The sequence below is a fragment of the Methylicorpusculum oleiharenae genome, assembly GCF_009828925.2.
GTDB lineage: Bacteria > Pseudomonadota > Gammaproteobacteria > Methylococcales > Methylomonadaceae > Methylicorpusculum > Methylicorpusculum oleiharenae.
Genome location: NZ_WUTY02000001.1, coordinates 3611816 through 3625959, shown reverse-complemented (window position 1 = coordinate 3625959; position 14144 = coordinate 3611816). Strand labels below are relative to the sequence as shown.

Genomic DNA, 14144 nt, shown 5'->3' with positions numbered 1-14144 from the left:
ACGGAAGCCGAAATAGCCCGAACCGCAATGCTTGCCATCGTCCTCGGAGACACCCCGCTCCTGGTTGATAAAGGTTTCGAGGGCAGGTCTCCTGGCTTTCGGGTCGCCGTCTCGGTTCGGCCTTCCCGGACTCGCGTCCAGTGGCACGGGGTGAACCTAAACTCGCCGATTACAGTTGCGGGGGCAGCTCCGGCTTACCGGCACTTATGCGAAAAACGCACAAGCGCCTACCGGATTCCCTTTTAATCCCCGTCGGGGGAACCGTCTTAGAATGAAAGTTTAGAGTCCATAGGGAGTGTTGTCAAGCTATAATAACTATATATAGAATTTATAGCGACATTTTTTAACTATATGTTGTGTTTTGTGCTTGAATGCACTGCCATTCTGATTTTAGTGCCTGATGTGCGCAATCCAATCCAACCCGGCCCGCTTGTAAATCATGCCACCGACTTACCGGCATGCTCCACTAACCACTGTAAATATTCCAAGCCAATGTCCTCGTGGCGACAAGCCAAATACATGGTTTTACCGATGGGCAGGCCGACGAAACGCAAGCCGGTCAGGCCGAGTTTGGCGGATTTGTCAGCGAGCAGCCATTCCGGTAGCAGACAGACACCGCGGCCGGCGGCGGCCAGTTGCAGCATGATATCGGTTTCCTCGACCTGGATATGAGCGGCGGGTTCGATGCCGGCCGGTTGCAGCACCTTGCGGAACATGTCGAGGCGGTCTCGGACCACGGGGTAAGTCAACACGGTTTCGCCACGCAGGTCGTCGGGCGTGATTTCGGCGCGTCCGGCTAAGGGATGGCTGTCAGCCACGATCAACACCAACTCAAAATCGAACAGCGGCTGGTAGCTGAGCAAGCCGTTATTGACCGGGTCGGAAGTCAACACTGCATCCAGTTTGTATTGGCGGATGGCTTCGAACGATTCAAAGCGATAACGGGAGGTAACTTCGACGCTTAAATCCGGCCAGGCGCGTAAATAGGGTTGCAGAATATTGCGGAACCATTCGTAGCAGGCATGGCATTCGATACCGATGGTCAGCTTGCCGGTTTTGCCTTTGGCCAACTGCGCCAAATGATTTTCTGCCGAATCAACGGTGGCTATGACCGACTCGGCCACCTCCGACAAATAGCGCCCGGCCTGGCTCAATACCAGCACCCTACCTTGCTTATACCACAGCGTTACGCCCAGGCGCTGCTCCAGGTTTTTGATTTGATGCGACAGCGCCGATTGGGTCAGATGCAGGGTTTCGGCGGCGGCGCTCAGGGTGCCGTGGCGTTTTAACGCCAGCAGGATGCGCAGGTGGATCAATTCCATATTGATGAATATACCTCATGAATAGATGAAGAATCATCGATTATCGTCATTCGTTTGTCTGTTTACAATGTTTTATGTGTCAAACATTCAACAGACGGTATTTTTCATGACGAAAATTCACAATTTAGGTTTTCCCCGTATCGGCGCCAAACGCGAGCTGAAGTTTGCTTTAGAGTCGTACTGGCAAGGCCAGTCCTCGCGCGACGATCTTAAAACACTCGGCCAGCAGTTACGCCAGCGCCATTGGCAACTGCAAGCCGGACTGGATTGGGTGCCGGTCGGCGACTTCGCCTTTTACGACCAAGTGCTGGACATGAGCTTTACCTTGGGCAACTTGCCTGAGCGGGTACAACATTTCCACGGCGACGCGTTGGACAATTACTTTCGGGTCGCCCGTGGCCGTTCGGCGCAATCCGCCAACGAAGCCTCAGCGTGTTGCGGTGGCGTGGCTGCCGGCGAAATGACCAAGTGGTTTGATACCAATTATCACTACATCGTGCCCGAGTTCACCGTCGCCACGGATTTCAAACTGGACGCCTCGCGCCTGCTGGAACAACTGGCCGAAGCCAAGGCGCAAGGCGTCGCCACCAAGCCGGTGATCATCGGCCCGGTCACCTACTTATGGCTGGGCAAGGCCAAAGACGACTCTGACAAGCTGGCACTGTTGCCCAAGCTACTGCCGGTTTACGCGGCGTTGCTGGAAACGCTGGCAAATGCAGGTATCGAATGGGTGCAGATCGACGAACCGATTCTGGTCACCGAACTCGATGCCGTTTGGCAAGGCGCGTTTGATAGGGCTTACCAGCACTTAAGCGACTGTCGGGTCAAACTGTTGCTGGCGACTTATTTCGGCGAACTGGCGGAAAACCTCTGTCTCGCCGCCAATTTGCCGGTGGCCGGCCTGCACGTCGATGCCGTCAACGGCCGCAATGATGTCGAACCGCTGATCGAGCAGTTGCCTGCGGACAAAGTGCTATCGCTCGGCGTAATCAATGGCCGCAATATCTGGAAAACCGACCTCAACACCGTGCTGGATTGGCTGGAACCGATTGCTCAACAACTGGGCGAACGCCTGTGGCTCGCGCCGTCGTGTTCGCTGCTGCACATGCCGGTCGATCTGGACAGCGAGCAGAAACTCGACGCCGAAATCAAATCCTGGCTGGCCTTTGCCAAACAAAAACTCGGTGAACTACAGGTGTTGGCTACCGCGTTAAATCAAGGCCGGGAGGCTACCAAAGTCGAATTGGAGGCTAACCGCGCCGCCATTGAAGCACGCCGCCATTCACCGCGAGTTAATAATCCAGCGGTCAAAGCCGCTCTTGTCGGTATTAGCTCGCAACGGGGACAACGCCAAAGTGCGTATGCGCAACGTGCCATCAAGCAGGCTGCGCTATTGAAACTGCCCAAGTTTCCCACCACGACCATCGGCTCGTTTCCGCAGACCTCTGAAATTCGCCTGGCACGCAGCCAATTCAAATCGGGAAAACTGAGTGAAGCCGGCTATAAAGCCGTAATGCGGGCCGAAATAGCCCGTTGCGTGCGCGAACAGGAAGCGCTCGGTTTGGACGTCTTCGTGCATGGCGAAGCCGAGCGTAACGACATGGTGGAATATTTCGGCGAACAGCTCGACGGCTACGCATTCAGCCAATCCGGTTGGGTGCAGTCTTACGGTTCGCGTTGCGTCAAACCGCCCATTCTGTTCGGCGACATCAGCCGCCCGCAGGCGATGACCGTCGAATGGATCAGCTACGCCCAATCGCTGACCGACAAACCGATGAAAGGCATGCTGACCGGGCCGGTGACCATTTTGAACTGGTCGTTCGTCCGCGACGACCAGCCGCGTTCGGTCACCTGTAAGCAGCTGGCCTTGGCCATCCGCGCGGAAGTGCTGGATTTGGAGAAAGCCGGTATCGGCGTGATTCAAATCGACGAAGCGGCCCTACGCGAAGGTTTGCCGTTACGCAAATCGCAATGGCAGGCGTATCTGGATTGGGCGGTGGAAGCGTTCCGTATCACGACGGGCGGCGTAGCCGACGAGACGCAGATACACACCCACATGTGTTACTCCGAATTCAACGACATCATCGCCGCCATCGCCGACATGGACGCCGATGCCATCACCATCGAGACCTCGCGTTCCGACATGGAATTGCTGGATGCCTTCGAGCATTTCAACTACCCGAACGGCATCGGTCCCGGCGTGTACGACATCCATTCGCCCAATATTCCGAGCGAGCAGCATATCGTTGCGCTGATGCGCAAAGCCGCCGAACGCATTCCGGCCGAACGGCTGTGGGTCAACCCGGATTGCGGCCTGAAAACCCGCCAGTGGGATGAAGTGATACCGGCACTGACCCAGATGGTGGCCGCCGCCAAGACGTTGCGCGCTACGCTGGGTTAATCCTCGTCGTTTCTTCTATGAACCGCCCCGGCCGATTGCCGGGGCTTTGCAATAAGCCAATAGCTGAACATTCGATAGCCGATGAATATTTCGTTTGAAATCGTCCCCAGAACGCTGGAAGCCTTTGATAAGCAATATGCGTTTGTGCAGAGCCTGGATAGCAGTATCAATATCATCAACGTGCCGGATATTCAGCGTTTCGATATCCGCAGTTGGGAGCTTGCGACGCGCATCGACCGGAGGAAATACCGTTTCATGCCGCATTTTCGGGCCATTGATTTTAAAATCGAAAGCGGCGAGTTGTATCGCATCATCGAGCAATACCAACTCGACGACGTCTTGCTGGTCACAGGCGACCCACCGGAAGGTTTGAAACGCAACTATTGCAATACCGACGTGGTTGACTTGATTCGGGCGGTCCGCCGGCGTTTTCCGAAGCTGAGCATTTACGCCGGATTCGACCCGCACAGACAAGGCTTGCAACACGAATGCCATTACATTCAGCGCAAGGCCGATGCCGGCGCCAACGGCTTTTTTTCGCAACCATTCTACGATCATCGCCTGATGGAATTATTTGCCGAACATATGGATGATTTGGAAACCTACATCGGCATCAGTCCCGTGGTGACGCTGGCCTCGCAGAACTATTGGGAAGTAAAAAATCACGTCAAGTTTCCAAAGCATTTCAGACCTGATTACGACTGGAACGTCGAATTCGCCAATCGACTGATCAACTCGGCGGCGGAAAACGGTTGGCATGTGTATTTCATGCCGATCAAGGTGGAGTTAAAAAAATATTTCGAGCGCGTAAGCTTGGTCAAGCCATACCAACACAGCCATTCCCAATGCCATCAGCCGAAACGCGTTGAGCAATTCTTATGACGCCGTCTTCAAGAATACGTAACACATGGCAGAGCATATTCTGTTTCTTACCGGGAAATTGGCCGAAAAGCAGTTGCGCCGTACCATCGAAGACCTGTCGCCAGATTTTGACTATACCGTTCATGTTCTCGGCGTCACGGTGGCGGCGCTGATGACGGCCGACATGATTCAACGCCGCCTGACCGATACTTTCGGCGCCGACCGGATTCTGGTGCCTGGCCGCTGCCGGGGCGATTTGGACGCCTTGTCCCGGCATTTCGGGATACCGGTAGAACGCGGCCCGGAAGAACTGCACGACTTGCCGGAATTTTTCGGCAAAGTCCGCCAACGCCCGGACCTGAGCCGCTACGAACTGCGCATCTTCGCGGAAATTGTCGAAGCGCCGCACATTAATGTCGCCGCCATCGTTCGCCGAGCCGAGGAATACCGGCGTGACGGCGCGGATGTCATCGATCTGGGCTGCTTGCCGTCTACCCCGTTTCCGCATTTGGCCGATGCCATCAAAGCCCTGAAGAGCGAGGGCTTTTTGATCAGCGTCGATTCGCTCGATAGCGATAATCTGTTGCTTGCGGGCCGGGCCGGCGCCGATTATCTGTTGAGCCTCAACGAAGATACGCTGTGGATCGCCGATGAAGTGGCCTCGACGCCGGTTTTGATTGCCACGCCGCACGCCGATTTGGATTCGCTCGACCGCACGATTGCCAAAATGACGGTGAAAGGCCGACGATTCATCGTCGACCCCATTCTCGACCCGATTCATTTTGGCTTTACCGACTCGATCGTTCGCTACCACGAAGTCAGGCGGCGGCATCCGGACGTGGAAATCATGATGGGCGTGGGTAATCTCACCGAAATGACGCATGCCGATACCGCCGGCATGAACGCCATGCTGCTGGGCATTTGTTCGGAATTGCACATACGCCAGATTTTGGCGACTCAAGTCAGCAAACACGCCTGCAGGGCGATCAAGGAAGCCGATCTTACCCGCCGCATCATGCTGGCCGCGCACGAAACCAATCGCCTGCCGAAACATATCAACGACGGTCTGATGGCGCTACACGAACGTGCGCCGTTTCCTCTGCCGTTGGCGGAAATGCAAGAGCTACAGGCCGCCATCCGCGACCCCAGCTTTCGCATCATGATTTCAGCCGAAGGGATTCATATCTTCAACCGCGAGGGCTTGTGGACGAACGCCGACCCATTCGCCTTGTTTCCGCATTTGGGCGTCGAGAACGACGGCGGGCACGCCTTTTATCTCGGCGTCGAATTGGCCCGCGCCCAAATCGCGCAGGAATTGGGTAAGCGCTACGTCCAGGATCAACCGCTTGACTGGGGTATCCACGGCCGGGCCGCCGAAGACGCGCCCGTCGACCCCAATTGTTACACGCCGCAAGGGACAAAGTTGAAAGCATCGTCGTCGCCTTGCCCTACACCTTCAAATAATCACAAAACTTAACCAGACTACGAAGAGCATCAACGAGTTGCCAAGGCCGTCTGAATTGGGATTAAGTTGCAGAATGCCGGCTAAACGGCTCAATGCGAGCCGTTGCACATACAAGCCAGAAAATCATTCCCTCCAATTTAGAAGGGGCCAACATTAGATGTTGTTAGCAATTCTGTCTCTGCCGGAGTTTTTTACATTTTGTGTCAAACGATAACTGCCTTAAATCTTGTCGAAGAAGTCGTACTTTTGGTTTTTCATGATAAGTGATGATAATAGGTGTAATCATCACCAATCATGTAAATAAATGAATTTTTTAGTGAATTACTAAATAAATTTTTCATTATTTCAGGTTAATTCACGGGTTTACCACCCCCCCCCCCCCAGGATTAGAAAGATGACATCGATGCACCCTTGCATTGTTTTAAGAGTGTGAGATGCTGGATCAGGGTAAATTCGATAGTTAAACGCCCGAGGGAGCTCGAGAGAAAGGTTATGGTTAGATTGGTTGTTTTAATGATGGCGGGCTGGTTGACTGGGTGTACTCAAGCTCAAAGATTTGCGCTGGAAAAAAACGCAGAACTGGATGCATGCGCAATGAAGCGAATGACGGAAACTAAAATCAGTGGAGAGCAAGGATATTTGCAAGCCCATCATGAATGCCATCGGATTGTGATGGTTCAAAAATTTTCTGAATCAAGCCTTCATGGGAGTTCCGAGCACGGAAGGCATGCCTCGAAAGAACCATTAGAGGAAAATTCACTTTGCTGGGAATTTGTAAAAGGACTTTACATTGATGAGAATTATCCAGAACTGCGGATACCTCAAGATCTAGCCAACAAATACCGAACGAGACTATGGGCGGAAATAGATGGGCAAAAATCGATTAAGGCCCGTAACGACAAAGTGAAGATTTTGCCAAACCGATTAAACGAGATTTCCAACACGAACTTGGTTGATCTCTATGGGTTAATGGCTGCTAATTCAACGATCGGGCATAAAACACTCTGTAGCCCATGGCGTTACCGAGAGCTGCAATCGGTAATTGGACGCGAGCTTAAGCAACGCCAAGGGTAAAATGAAACTGGCTTTGGTACTTATACAGGCATTACTGATTTCGGCATGCACCAACATCAACCGTGATCGTGACGTCCTGGAATATTTGCCTATTGAAGAGTGTGTCGATAAGAGAGGGAACAGCTCGGGTTTCAATAAAGATAAGAGCCATGCGCTATTGCGGATCGAATGCGAGCAATTGCAGGCGATCGATGAAAACCATCAAAAGATAGCCAACAAAAGGTTTAGAAAGAACAGAAAAGTTACCTATCCGGATGAACAAGAGTACTTCGACGACGGCACATGGTTTTTGGTTACTGAACGCATTCGGGAAACCCACCATCCGAAATACTTAAGCCCTGAACAAGAAGTAGAGAAAGCAAATCTTCTAAATGAAAAACAGACTCGTCTGGAAGACAAATCAGTTCAAAGGCTTTTTGAGCCAAGGCTGCTGCCAGTGAGTCCGTATTTAATGAACTATAGGGAGCTTGAACTGGCTCATGAAGTAATCAGCGACTTGATACATGAAAATTGGGACAACAAAAAATTGCATCGTTCATTAAGTACTCTAAGCGTTATTGTCATCAAGGAAAGAAGCAAGAAAGAACTGCGAAGTTATTGACCAAACTGTGCCTCAAGAACTGCTGCTGGATGGTCGGGCTTACATCAACTTCCCATCCCGATAATCCGCAAGTGCCTGTCCAATTTCATCGCGTGTGTTCATCACAAAAGGGCCATACTGGACAACCGGCTCATGTAAGGGTTTGGCCGCAAGCCTCAGAAAAGAGGCTCCTTTCCTCCCTGCGTGAATTTCCACGCGATCCCCTTCGGAGAGCACGCCGACGGCATGGGTTGCCAGCAACCGACTTTCTGGTATTGAACCGACTTTGGCCAAGCCCTCGTAAAGATAAAGGAATTCGTTATGCCTTTGAGCAATCGGCTGGACAAAATGACCATCTGCTGTGAGCCGAACATCAAGAAACAAAGGGTCGGTACTCATTCCCTGGATAGAGCCGGATACTACTTGACCTTCAATCTGAGCAGTCCCCGCGACGACTTTTACCCGGCCTCCGTTCTGCAGAGTAAGCAAGGGAATTTCCTCGGGTTGAATATCCTGGTACGCAGGTGGTTTCATTTTTTCCCGAGCGGGCAGATTCACCCAAAGCTGGAACCCGCGCATGCGGCCGCTCTCTTGTTGCGGCATTTCGGAATGAATGATTCCACGGCCAGCGGTCATCCATTGCACCGAACCAGGCTTCAAATCACCGCGATAGCCAAGGTGGTCTTGATGCAACATGGGTGACAGTAAGGATTCCTTCGTAAATAAGTAACATCAAAGAATTAACTCTCCCTGAGTATTCATTAAAGTTTCATACTGAAATCATTCAAGATAAAACCTATTTTTAGGCAATCTCGGGTAGTTTTTTATGTCGGTATGCGGCAAAATTCTCAACCGATTTTGTTGATTTTAGCTTAGTGCTCTTCACTATACATTTGTAACTGTGCACAATTGGCTGAAAAGAAGACGTTCATATTAGACTATATTCAATGACTGATTGGATATGCGTAATACAGTCCATGATTGCTTGATAACTTTAGAGTATTTTGCCAGAGAACAAGTTGACAAAATAGATATTTAGGAAAAGATGCTCACCAAAGCACGTTACGCTACTACATGACATTCCCGCCCTTGATGTGGCTTGTGAACCGCTATGCTGGATGCAGATCAGGCTGTGCGTTTTTGCATCGGACCCATCAATCGCGCGTCACATCATTGGTCGCTTTCTGAAACACACCTGTTGGTGCAAAGATGAAACTTACAATTGGAAATCTAGCGAAACAAGCCGAAGTCACCATTGAAACCATCCGCTATTACCAGCGTATCGGTTTGCTGGATGAGCCCGGCAAACCCTTTAGCGGTTACCGGCATTATCCGGCCAATGCCATAGCCAGAATCCGATTTATCAAACGCGCGCAACAAGCGGGTTTTACCTTAAAAGAAATTGCCCAACTGTTGTCGCTCGATGCCGGTCATTGCGCCGACGTGCGAGAAATTGCCGAACAGAAATGCCTGCAAATCGATGCGCAAATAAAAGATTTAACGGCGCTTCATAATGTATTGGAGGCGCTGGTAAAACGCTGCCAGAGCGATTCTTCTGCAGAACATTGTTCCCTCATCGATGCACTTTCAAATAACTCGGACTCAAAATCCTGAGTATTCAAAAAATAATGTAAATTCTGCTTGACACTGTTCTATGGAACAGGGTTTAAACTTTTCTTCGTGCTTTATTAAACCTGACATTCTCAGCATTCGCTAGGCCTTTGCCGAATGCCGATTATCAGACGCTTTGTTTTTATTTAGGAAAATTCTTATGACTACAGAACATGAAACACCACCCCAAGAAGACTCATCCTGGTTAGGGATCGGCGCCGGCCTGGCCGCCATTGGCGCATCGGTTTGCTGTGTCGGCCCCTTACTGCTTTTATCCTTAGGGATTGGCGGTGCGTGGATGAGCGCCTTGACTTCGATGGAAACGGTCAGGCCTTATTTTATTATTCTCACCCTGATTTTTATTGGTCTGGGGTATCGCAGGCTCTATTTGATACCGGCTAGCTGTAAAGAGGGTGAGGCCTGTGCATTACCAGAAGTTAAACACAAACAGCGAATTATCTTCTGGAGCGGCTCTGCGTCGATCTTGCTGCTGTTGGCCTTTCCCTGGTACGCCCCAATTTTTATGGATTAAGGAGAATGATGATGACTATAAAAACCGTATGTTTAACGTTGAGCTTATTAATCACGCCTTTATTATTTCAAACAGCTCATGCTGAAGCAGCTGTTCCTGTTCAAGTGCAAAAGCAAAACAGCAGCCAATCCGTCACATTGGATATGCAGAACATGACCTGTGCGATGTGTAAAATCACCATTAAAAAAGCCCTACAGAGTGTCGATGGTGTGCAAAAGGTGAGTGTTGATGGGGATACTAAAATGGCAGACGTCACGTTTGATCCGCAAAAAACCAGTATAGAAGCCTTGATTAAAGCGACTACAAATGCCGGTTATCCGGCGACTGTTCACCAGCCAAAGTAATTCAAGGAATCGTTATGTGGACTAAAAAACTGAAAATTGATGGTATGACCTGCCCAAGCTGTGCCGATGCCATCGAGAAAAAATTGAATGAGCTTGAAGGCGTCGAGATTAAAGTTTCGCACCCGGAAGGCATTGGCATCCTGACGGTTACCGGTGAAACCCGTCTTGAATCACTGCTTGAGCACATTGCTCAACAAGGTTATCAGGTTAAAGAAATAGACGGTAAAACTGCCGAGACAGATAAATGTTTCGTTTCGCCACGTTGTTGTTAAATTGAAGACAGTCATGGCTATTGAAACTGTGTTTAAGCTAGAAGGAAATCCTCATGTGGACTAAAAAACTGAAAATTGAGGGCATGACCTGTCCCAGCTGTGCCGAGGGCATCGAGAAAAAACTCAATGCGCTTGAGGGTGTTGCGATTAAAGTTTCTTACCCGGAAGGCATTGGCGCCTTAACGGTTACCGGTGAAACCCGTCTTGAATCACTGCTTGAGCACATTGCGCAAAAAGGTTATCAGGTTAAGGAGATTGACGACAAAAGGGCAAGAACCGATAAAAAAACAGCGGCGGCAACCCATGGCAAGCCGCTCCATGTGGCGATCATCGGCAGTGGTTCGGGCGCTTTCGCTTGCGCCCTGAAAGCAGTGGAAAAAGGCGCCAAAGTAACGATGATTGAACGCAGCCCCATCATTGGCGGCACTTGCGTCAATATCGGCTGCGTGCCTTCCAAAATCATGATCCGCGCGGCGCATATCGCCCATTTACAAAAAAATCACGCGTTTGCCGGCATTAAAAAACAGCAAGCGCTGATAAACCGCAAACAACTGGTTGCCCAGCAGCAAGCCAGAGTCGATGAACTCAGAGCGGCCAAATATGAAAATATTCTGGCAACCCATCCTGAGATCAATTTGATCAAAGGGCAGGCGCGGTTCAAAAACGCCAACACGCTCATTGTCGACCAGGAACATGGCGAATTCACCGAAATCACCGCAGACCGCTTTCTCATCGCCACCGGATCGTCTCCTGGCATACCGCCCATTCCGGGTTTGGCGGGCACGCCTTACTGGACTTCCACCGAAGCATTGGTGGCGGAAAAACTGCCGGAACATTTAATCGTCATTGGTTCAGCGATAGTCGCTCTGGAACTGGCGCAAGCCTTTTTACGGCTAGGGTCGAAAGTAACGTTGCTGGCTCGCCATACGCTCATGTATCGGGAAGATCCCGCCATAGGCTCAGTATTGCAAGCCGTCATGGAAGACGAAGGTATGACTATCCTAACCAATACTCAGCCAGAAGCCGTGAGCTATAAAAAGAGCCTATTCGGTTCAGGAAAATTTACCCTGAAAACTCGGTCAGGCCAAATTCTTATCGGAGACCAATTACTGATTGCCACCGGTAGACCGCCTAATACGGAAAGTCTGGGTCTGGAAAAAACGGGGGTTAAAGTCAACAAGGATGGCACTATCAGCATTGACGATCACATGCGCACCAATGTCGAACATATCTATGCCGCCGGCGATTGCACTGACCAGCCGCAGTTCGTCTATGTCGCGGCAGCGGCCGGAACCCGCGCCGCGATCAATATGACCGGCGGCGATGCCGCCATCGATCTGTCGGCGATGCCGGCGGTGATGTTTACCGAGCCGCAAATGGCCACCGTTGGCTTGACTGAAGCCGAAGCGCACCTGAAGAATATCGAAACCGACAGCCGCCTGCTGCCGCTGGAGAATGTGCCGCGCGCCCTGGCTAACTTTGAAACCAGAGGCTTTGTCAAACTGGTCATGGAAGAAGGCAGCCGCCGTTTGCTTGGCGCGCAAATCCTTGCTCCGGAAGCGGGCGAGATGATCCAGACGGCGGCGTTGGCCATCCATAACCGGATGACGATAGAAGACCTGGCCGGACAATTGTTCCCGTATTTGACGATGGTCGAAGGCCTCAAACTGTGCGCGCAAACCTTTGTCAAGGACGTGAAAGAACTCTCCTGTTGCGCGGGCTAATGATGAATGCCTGTTTTAAGGATGACAAGCTGATCAGGCTCTCAACCCTGGCTAAGCAAACCGGTATCAGCGTTCATTGCATTAGAACCTATATCGATCGCGGCTTGATTCAGGTTAACGACAAAACAGCGGGGGGTATGTTCTTGTTTTACGAGCCGGTGATCGAACGGTTGCGGTTTATTCGAATGGCTCGCGATGTGGGTATTCCGTTAGAGCAAATCGACCGGTTATTGGCTGCCCGTAATAACAAGGACGATGACGCTACGGAAACAAGTCTGGCTGAATTGATTCGATACATTGAAACATGCCGAAATAGATTGAATTGTTTTGAACAAAGCCTGAAGCAACATTTTATGGTCTCGCTTTAAGCAAAATATTGTGGAGCATTAAAATGAATGAAAAATTAAGTCAATATGGCGGTTTGTTCGGCGCCGCGGTTGCCGCGGCCTGCTGTCTTGGCGTCACTGTGGTGCTCAGCGCCGTGGCTGCCGTCGGGCTTGGCTTTCTGATAAACGACGCCTTTTTGTTGCCGATGTTTGTGGGGTTCGCCGGTTTAAATTTATGGACGCTTTATCGTTCCGCGAGGAAACATGCAGCGCTCTCGGAGGAAGCGATGCTCGCGTTCTGGACCGGCGGCATCGGCGCATCGGTCAGCACCCTCGGCTTAGGTCTTACCGTTACGGGGATATTGCCGGTCGCCGTGATGCTGGTCTATATAGGGCTTGCGCTTTTTGTCGTCGCTAATGTCTGGGATTTTATGATCGGACGCAACAGCCCTGCTTGTGCGGATGACGAATGCAAGACGGAAGACCGGTGACAAAACCCGCTGATACACTCGGTGATGCTTCCGGAAGATAATGGTTTTTTTATGAAATAAACGATGAGGCCCCTCATTTGCCAAGTTTGTGGATGCTCATTTTAATTAATTTTATCAGTTATTTTCTAATACATTGATCCTCTTGGAGGAATAAAGTAATGAATATGAAAAAAAAGTCTTATGATGCTTATTTTTACCTTAGTTTTGCCCATGCCGCTCATGGCGGCTCAAGGAGAGCAAAGTGGACGTCTCTTTGTGCATTTAAAACCAGCCTAAAACAGGACGATGCGCAAATCTGTGTCGCTTATAACATGATTTTGGCTGCACTTAATCAAGGCTTGGCTGTGGATGTCGTGGTTGATGCTGATGGCATCAACACATTTAAAATGGGTTGGTTCTCGGATAAGGATTCCATTCAGGACTACAAAATCCCGGAAAATCTGCGAAGGGCCCTCTTTACTCAGTTGGACATGCCTCTCAATCAAATTCCCGAAACTTACGGTGATTATCTTATAACGCTGCACAAGGAAGGTGCGCGGTTTTACGTTAACAAAGGTTTTCTCATTGTCTCGGATATAGCACCTGAACCTGATAAGGACATGGGCGAGATCGCGGATTATGCAAAGAAAATCTTTAAACCCGTTAGCCTTCAGGAAATGCTGGATCTAAGAAGACAAGCCGATTTTGACTATACCTATTGATCAAGCTCGATATCCTAAAGCATCACTCATCAGAGATTCAAACGATGGAAACCCCCATTTGCCCGGCTTGTGGATGTTCATTAGTCAGATTAGGCATCCCCAAGAAAAAAGCCGTTCAACATAACCATGCAGGGAAGCAATATTGGTTTTGTTGTAAGGGTTGTCTGGAGTTATTCATAACCGACCCTGATTCATGTCTGGCCGAAACATCCGGTTTGACAGTGTGTCCGGTTTGTTTAGCTGAAAAACCGGTTAATACTACCGTGACAATGGATTTTAACGGCAAACCGGTTGAGTTTTGTCGCTGTCCTCATTGCCTGGAGGTATTTCATAAAGATTCGCACTATTTCATTGCGCGTTTAGCGTGGCAAACAAATTATGCCGGTGTTTTTGGTGAAAATATGGGCTGTTGCAGTAAATGAATTGAAACAAAGAAAGGC

The 14144-nt window shown here is 50.4% G+C and carries 14 protein-coding genes, 1 pseudogene and 1 riboswitch; of the genes and pseudogenes, 13 read left to right on the top strand and 2 right to left on the bottom strand.

The window, feature by feature from the left end:
* Positions 1–64 precede the first annotated feature (64 nt).
* A riboswitch (cobalamin riboswitch) is annotated at positions 65–281 on the bottom strand.
* A 156-nt stretch (positions 282–437) separates the two neighbouring features.
* Positions 438–1322: a LysR family transcriptional regulator gene (locus GO003_RS16355; RefSeq protein WP_231089033.1), complete on the bottom strand. Its 885-nt coding sequence runs from the start codon at positions 1320–1322 to the stop codon at positions 438–440.
* Positions 1323–1428: 106 nt separating this feature from the next.
* Here GO003_RS16355 and metE point away from each other — a divergent pair, with 106 nt between their 5' ends.
* The 5 genes from metE (at position 1429) to GO003_RS16330 (ending at position 7724) form a co-directional block, all read left to right on the top strand.
* Entirely contained in the window at positions 1429–3723 is a 2295-nt protein-coding gene (gene metE / locus GO003_RS16350) for a 5-methyltetrahydropteroyltriglutamate--homocysteine S-methyltransferase (RefSeq protein WP_159657964.1), read from the top strand.
* 81 nt (positions 3724–3804) lie between these two features.
* Complete coding sequence (locus GO003_RS16345; RefSeq protein WP_159657965.1) at positions 3805–4605, top strand: methylenetetrahydrofolate reductase; 801 nt, start codon at positions 3805–3807, stop codon at positions 4603–4605.
* Between the two features lie 25 nt (positions 4606–4630).
* Positions 4631–6061: a DUF6513 domain-containing protein gene (locus GO003_RS16340; RefSeq protein ID WP_159657966.1), complete on the top strand. Its 1431-nt coding sequence runs from the start codon at positions 4631–4633 to the stop codon at positions 6059–6061.
* Between the two features lie 480 nt (positions 6062–6541).
* Positions 6542–7123 carry a hypothetical protein gene (locus GO003_RS16335; RefSeq protein WP_036250286.1) on the top strand — a complete coding sequence of 194 codons (582 nt, stop codon included), beginning with the start codon at positions 6542–6544 and terminating at the stop codon, positions 7121–7123.
* A 1-nt stretch (position 7124) separates the two neighbouring features.
* The gene (locus GO003_RS16330) at positions 7125–7724 is read left to right on the top strand and encodes a hypothetical protein (RefSeq protein WP_206444714.1); all 600 of its coding nucleotides are present in this window, start codon (positions 7125–7127) and stop codon (positions 7722–7724) included.
* A gap of 39 nt (positions 7725–7763) precedes the next feature.
* Here the strand turns inward: GO003_RS16330 and GO003_RS16325 are convergent, their stop codons facing one another.
* Positions 7764–8399 (bottom strand): pirin family protein, encoded by a 636-nt coding sequence (locus GO003_RS16325; RefSeq protein ID WP_159657862.1) that lies wholly within the window; start codon positions 8397–8399, stop codon positions 7764–7766.
* Positions 8400–8912: 513 nt separating this feature from the next.
* Between GO003_RS16325 and GO003_RS16320 the strand changes: the two genes are divergently transcribed.
* The 8 genes and pseudogenes from GO003_RS16320 (at position 8913) to GO003_RS16280 (ending at position 14126) form a co-directional block, all read left to right on the top strand.
* Complete coding sequence (locus GO003_RS16320) at positions 8913–9317, top strand: MerR family transcriptional regulator (protein WP_159657864.1); 405 nt, start codon at positions 8913–8915, stop codon at positions 9315–9317.
* Between the two features lie 157 nt (positions 9318–9474).
* Positions 9475–10190 (top strand): annotated as a pseudogene (locus GO003_RS26620) (mercuric transporter MerT family protein).
* A 14-nt stretch (positions 10191–10204) separates the two neighbouring features.
* Entirely contained in the window at positions 10205–10462 is a 258-nt protein-coding gene (locus tag GO003_RS16305) for a heavy-metal-associated domain-containing protein (protein WP_159657870.1), read from the top strand.
* Positions 10463–10515: 53 nt separating this feature from the next.
* On the top strand, positions 10516–12186 hold the full coding sequence (gene merA, locus GO003_RS16300; RefSeq protein ID WP_159657872.1) for a mercury(II) reductase: 1671 nt from the start codon (positions 10516–10518) through the stop codon (positions 12184–12186).
* Positions 12186–12554 carry a MerR family transcriptional regulator gene (locus GO003_RS16295; protein WP_159657874.1) on the top strand — a complete coding sequence of 123 codons (369 nt, stop codon included), beginning with the start codon at positions 12186–12188 and terminating at the stop codon, positions 12552–12554. Before merA ends, GO003_RS16295 begins: the two co-directional genes overlap by 1 nt.
* Positions 12555–12577: 23 nt before the next feature.
* Positions 12578–13003, top strand: coding sequence for a MerC domain-containing protein (locus GO003_RS16290; protein WP_159657876.1), 426 nt, complete (start codon positions 12578–12580; stop codon positions 13001–13003).
* A gap of 158 nt (positions 13004–13161) precedes the next feature.
* Positions 13162–13704, top strand: a complete 543-nt coding sequence (locus GO003_RS16285; protein ID WP_159657878.1) for a hypothetical protein — start codon at positions 13162–13164, stop codon at positions 13702–13704.
* Positions 13705–13748: 44 nt separating this feature from the next.
* Complete coding sequence (locus tag GO003_RS16280; protein ID WP_159657880.1) at positions 13749–14126, top strand: hypothetical protein; 378 nt, start codon at positions 13749–13751, stop codon at positions 14124–14126.
* Positions 14127–14144: the final 18 nt, after the last annotated feature.

What these genes read in the sequence shown, in the direction of transcription:
- metE (WP_159657964.1), top strand. Translation starts at nt 1,429, where the DNA reads ATGACGAAAATTCACAATTTAGGTTTTCCCCGTATCGGCGCCAAACGC.
- GO003_RS16290 (WP_159657876.1), top strand. Translation starts at nt 12,578, where the DNA reads ATGAATGAAAAATTAAGTCAATATGGCGGTTTGTTCGGCGCCGCGGTT.
- GO003_RS16305 (WP_159657870.1), top strand. Translation starts at nt 10,205, where the DNA reads ATGTGGACTAAAAAACTGAAAATTGATGGTATGACCTGCCCAAGCTGT.
- GO003_RS16355 (WP_231089033.1), bottom strand. Translation starts at nt 1,322, where the DNA reads ATGGAATTGATCCACCTGCGCATCCTGCTGGCGTTAAAACGCCACGGC.
- GO003_RS16325 (WP_159657862.1), bottom strand. Translation starts at nt 8,399, where the DNA reads ATGTTGCATCAAGACCACCTTGGCTATCGCGGTGATTTGAAGCCTGGT.
- GO003_RS16280 (WP_159657880.1), top strand. Translation starts at nt 13,749, where the DNA reads ATGGAAACCCCCATTTGCCCGGCTTGTGGATGTTCATTAGTCAGATTA.
- GO003_RS16340 (WP_159657966.1), top strand. Translation starts at nt 4,631, where the DNA reads ATGGCAGAGCATATTCTGTTTCTTACCGGGAAATTGGCCGAAAAGCAG.
- GO003_RS16345 (WP_159657965.1), top strand. Translation starts at nt 3,805, where the DNA reads ATGAATATTTCGTTTGAAATCGTCCCCAGAACGCTGGAAGCCTTTGAT.
- GO003_RS16330 (WP_206444714.1), top strand. Translation starts at nt 7,125, where the DNA reads ATGAAACTGGCTTTGGTACTTATACAGGCATTACTGATTTCGGCATGC.
- GO003_RS16335 (WP_036250286.1), top strand. Translation starts at nt 6,542, where the DNA reads ATGGTTAGATTGGTTGTTTTAATGATGGCGGGCTGGTTGACTGGGTGT.
- GO003_RS16320 (WP_159657864.1), top strand. Translation starts at nt 8,913, where the DNA reads ATGAAACTTACAATTGGAAATCTAGCGAAACAAGCCGAAGTCACCATT.
- GO003_RS16285 (WP_159657878.1), top strand. Translation starts at nt 13,162, where the DNA reads ATGAATATGAAAAAAAAGTCTTATGATGCTTATTTTTACCTTAGTTTT.
- merA (WP_159657872.1), top strand. Translation starts at nt 10,516, where the DNA reads ATGTGGACTAAAAAACTGAAAATTGAGGGCATGACCTGTCCCAGCTGT.
- GO003_RS16295 (WP_159657874.1), top strand. Translation starts at nt 12,186, where the DNA reads ATGATGAATGCCTGTTTTAAGGATGACAAGCTGATCAGGCTCTCAACC.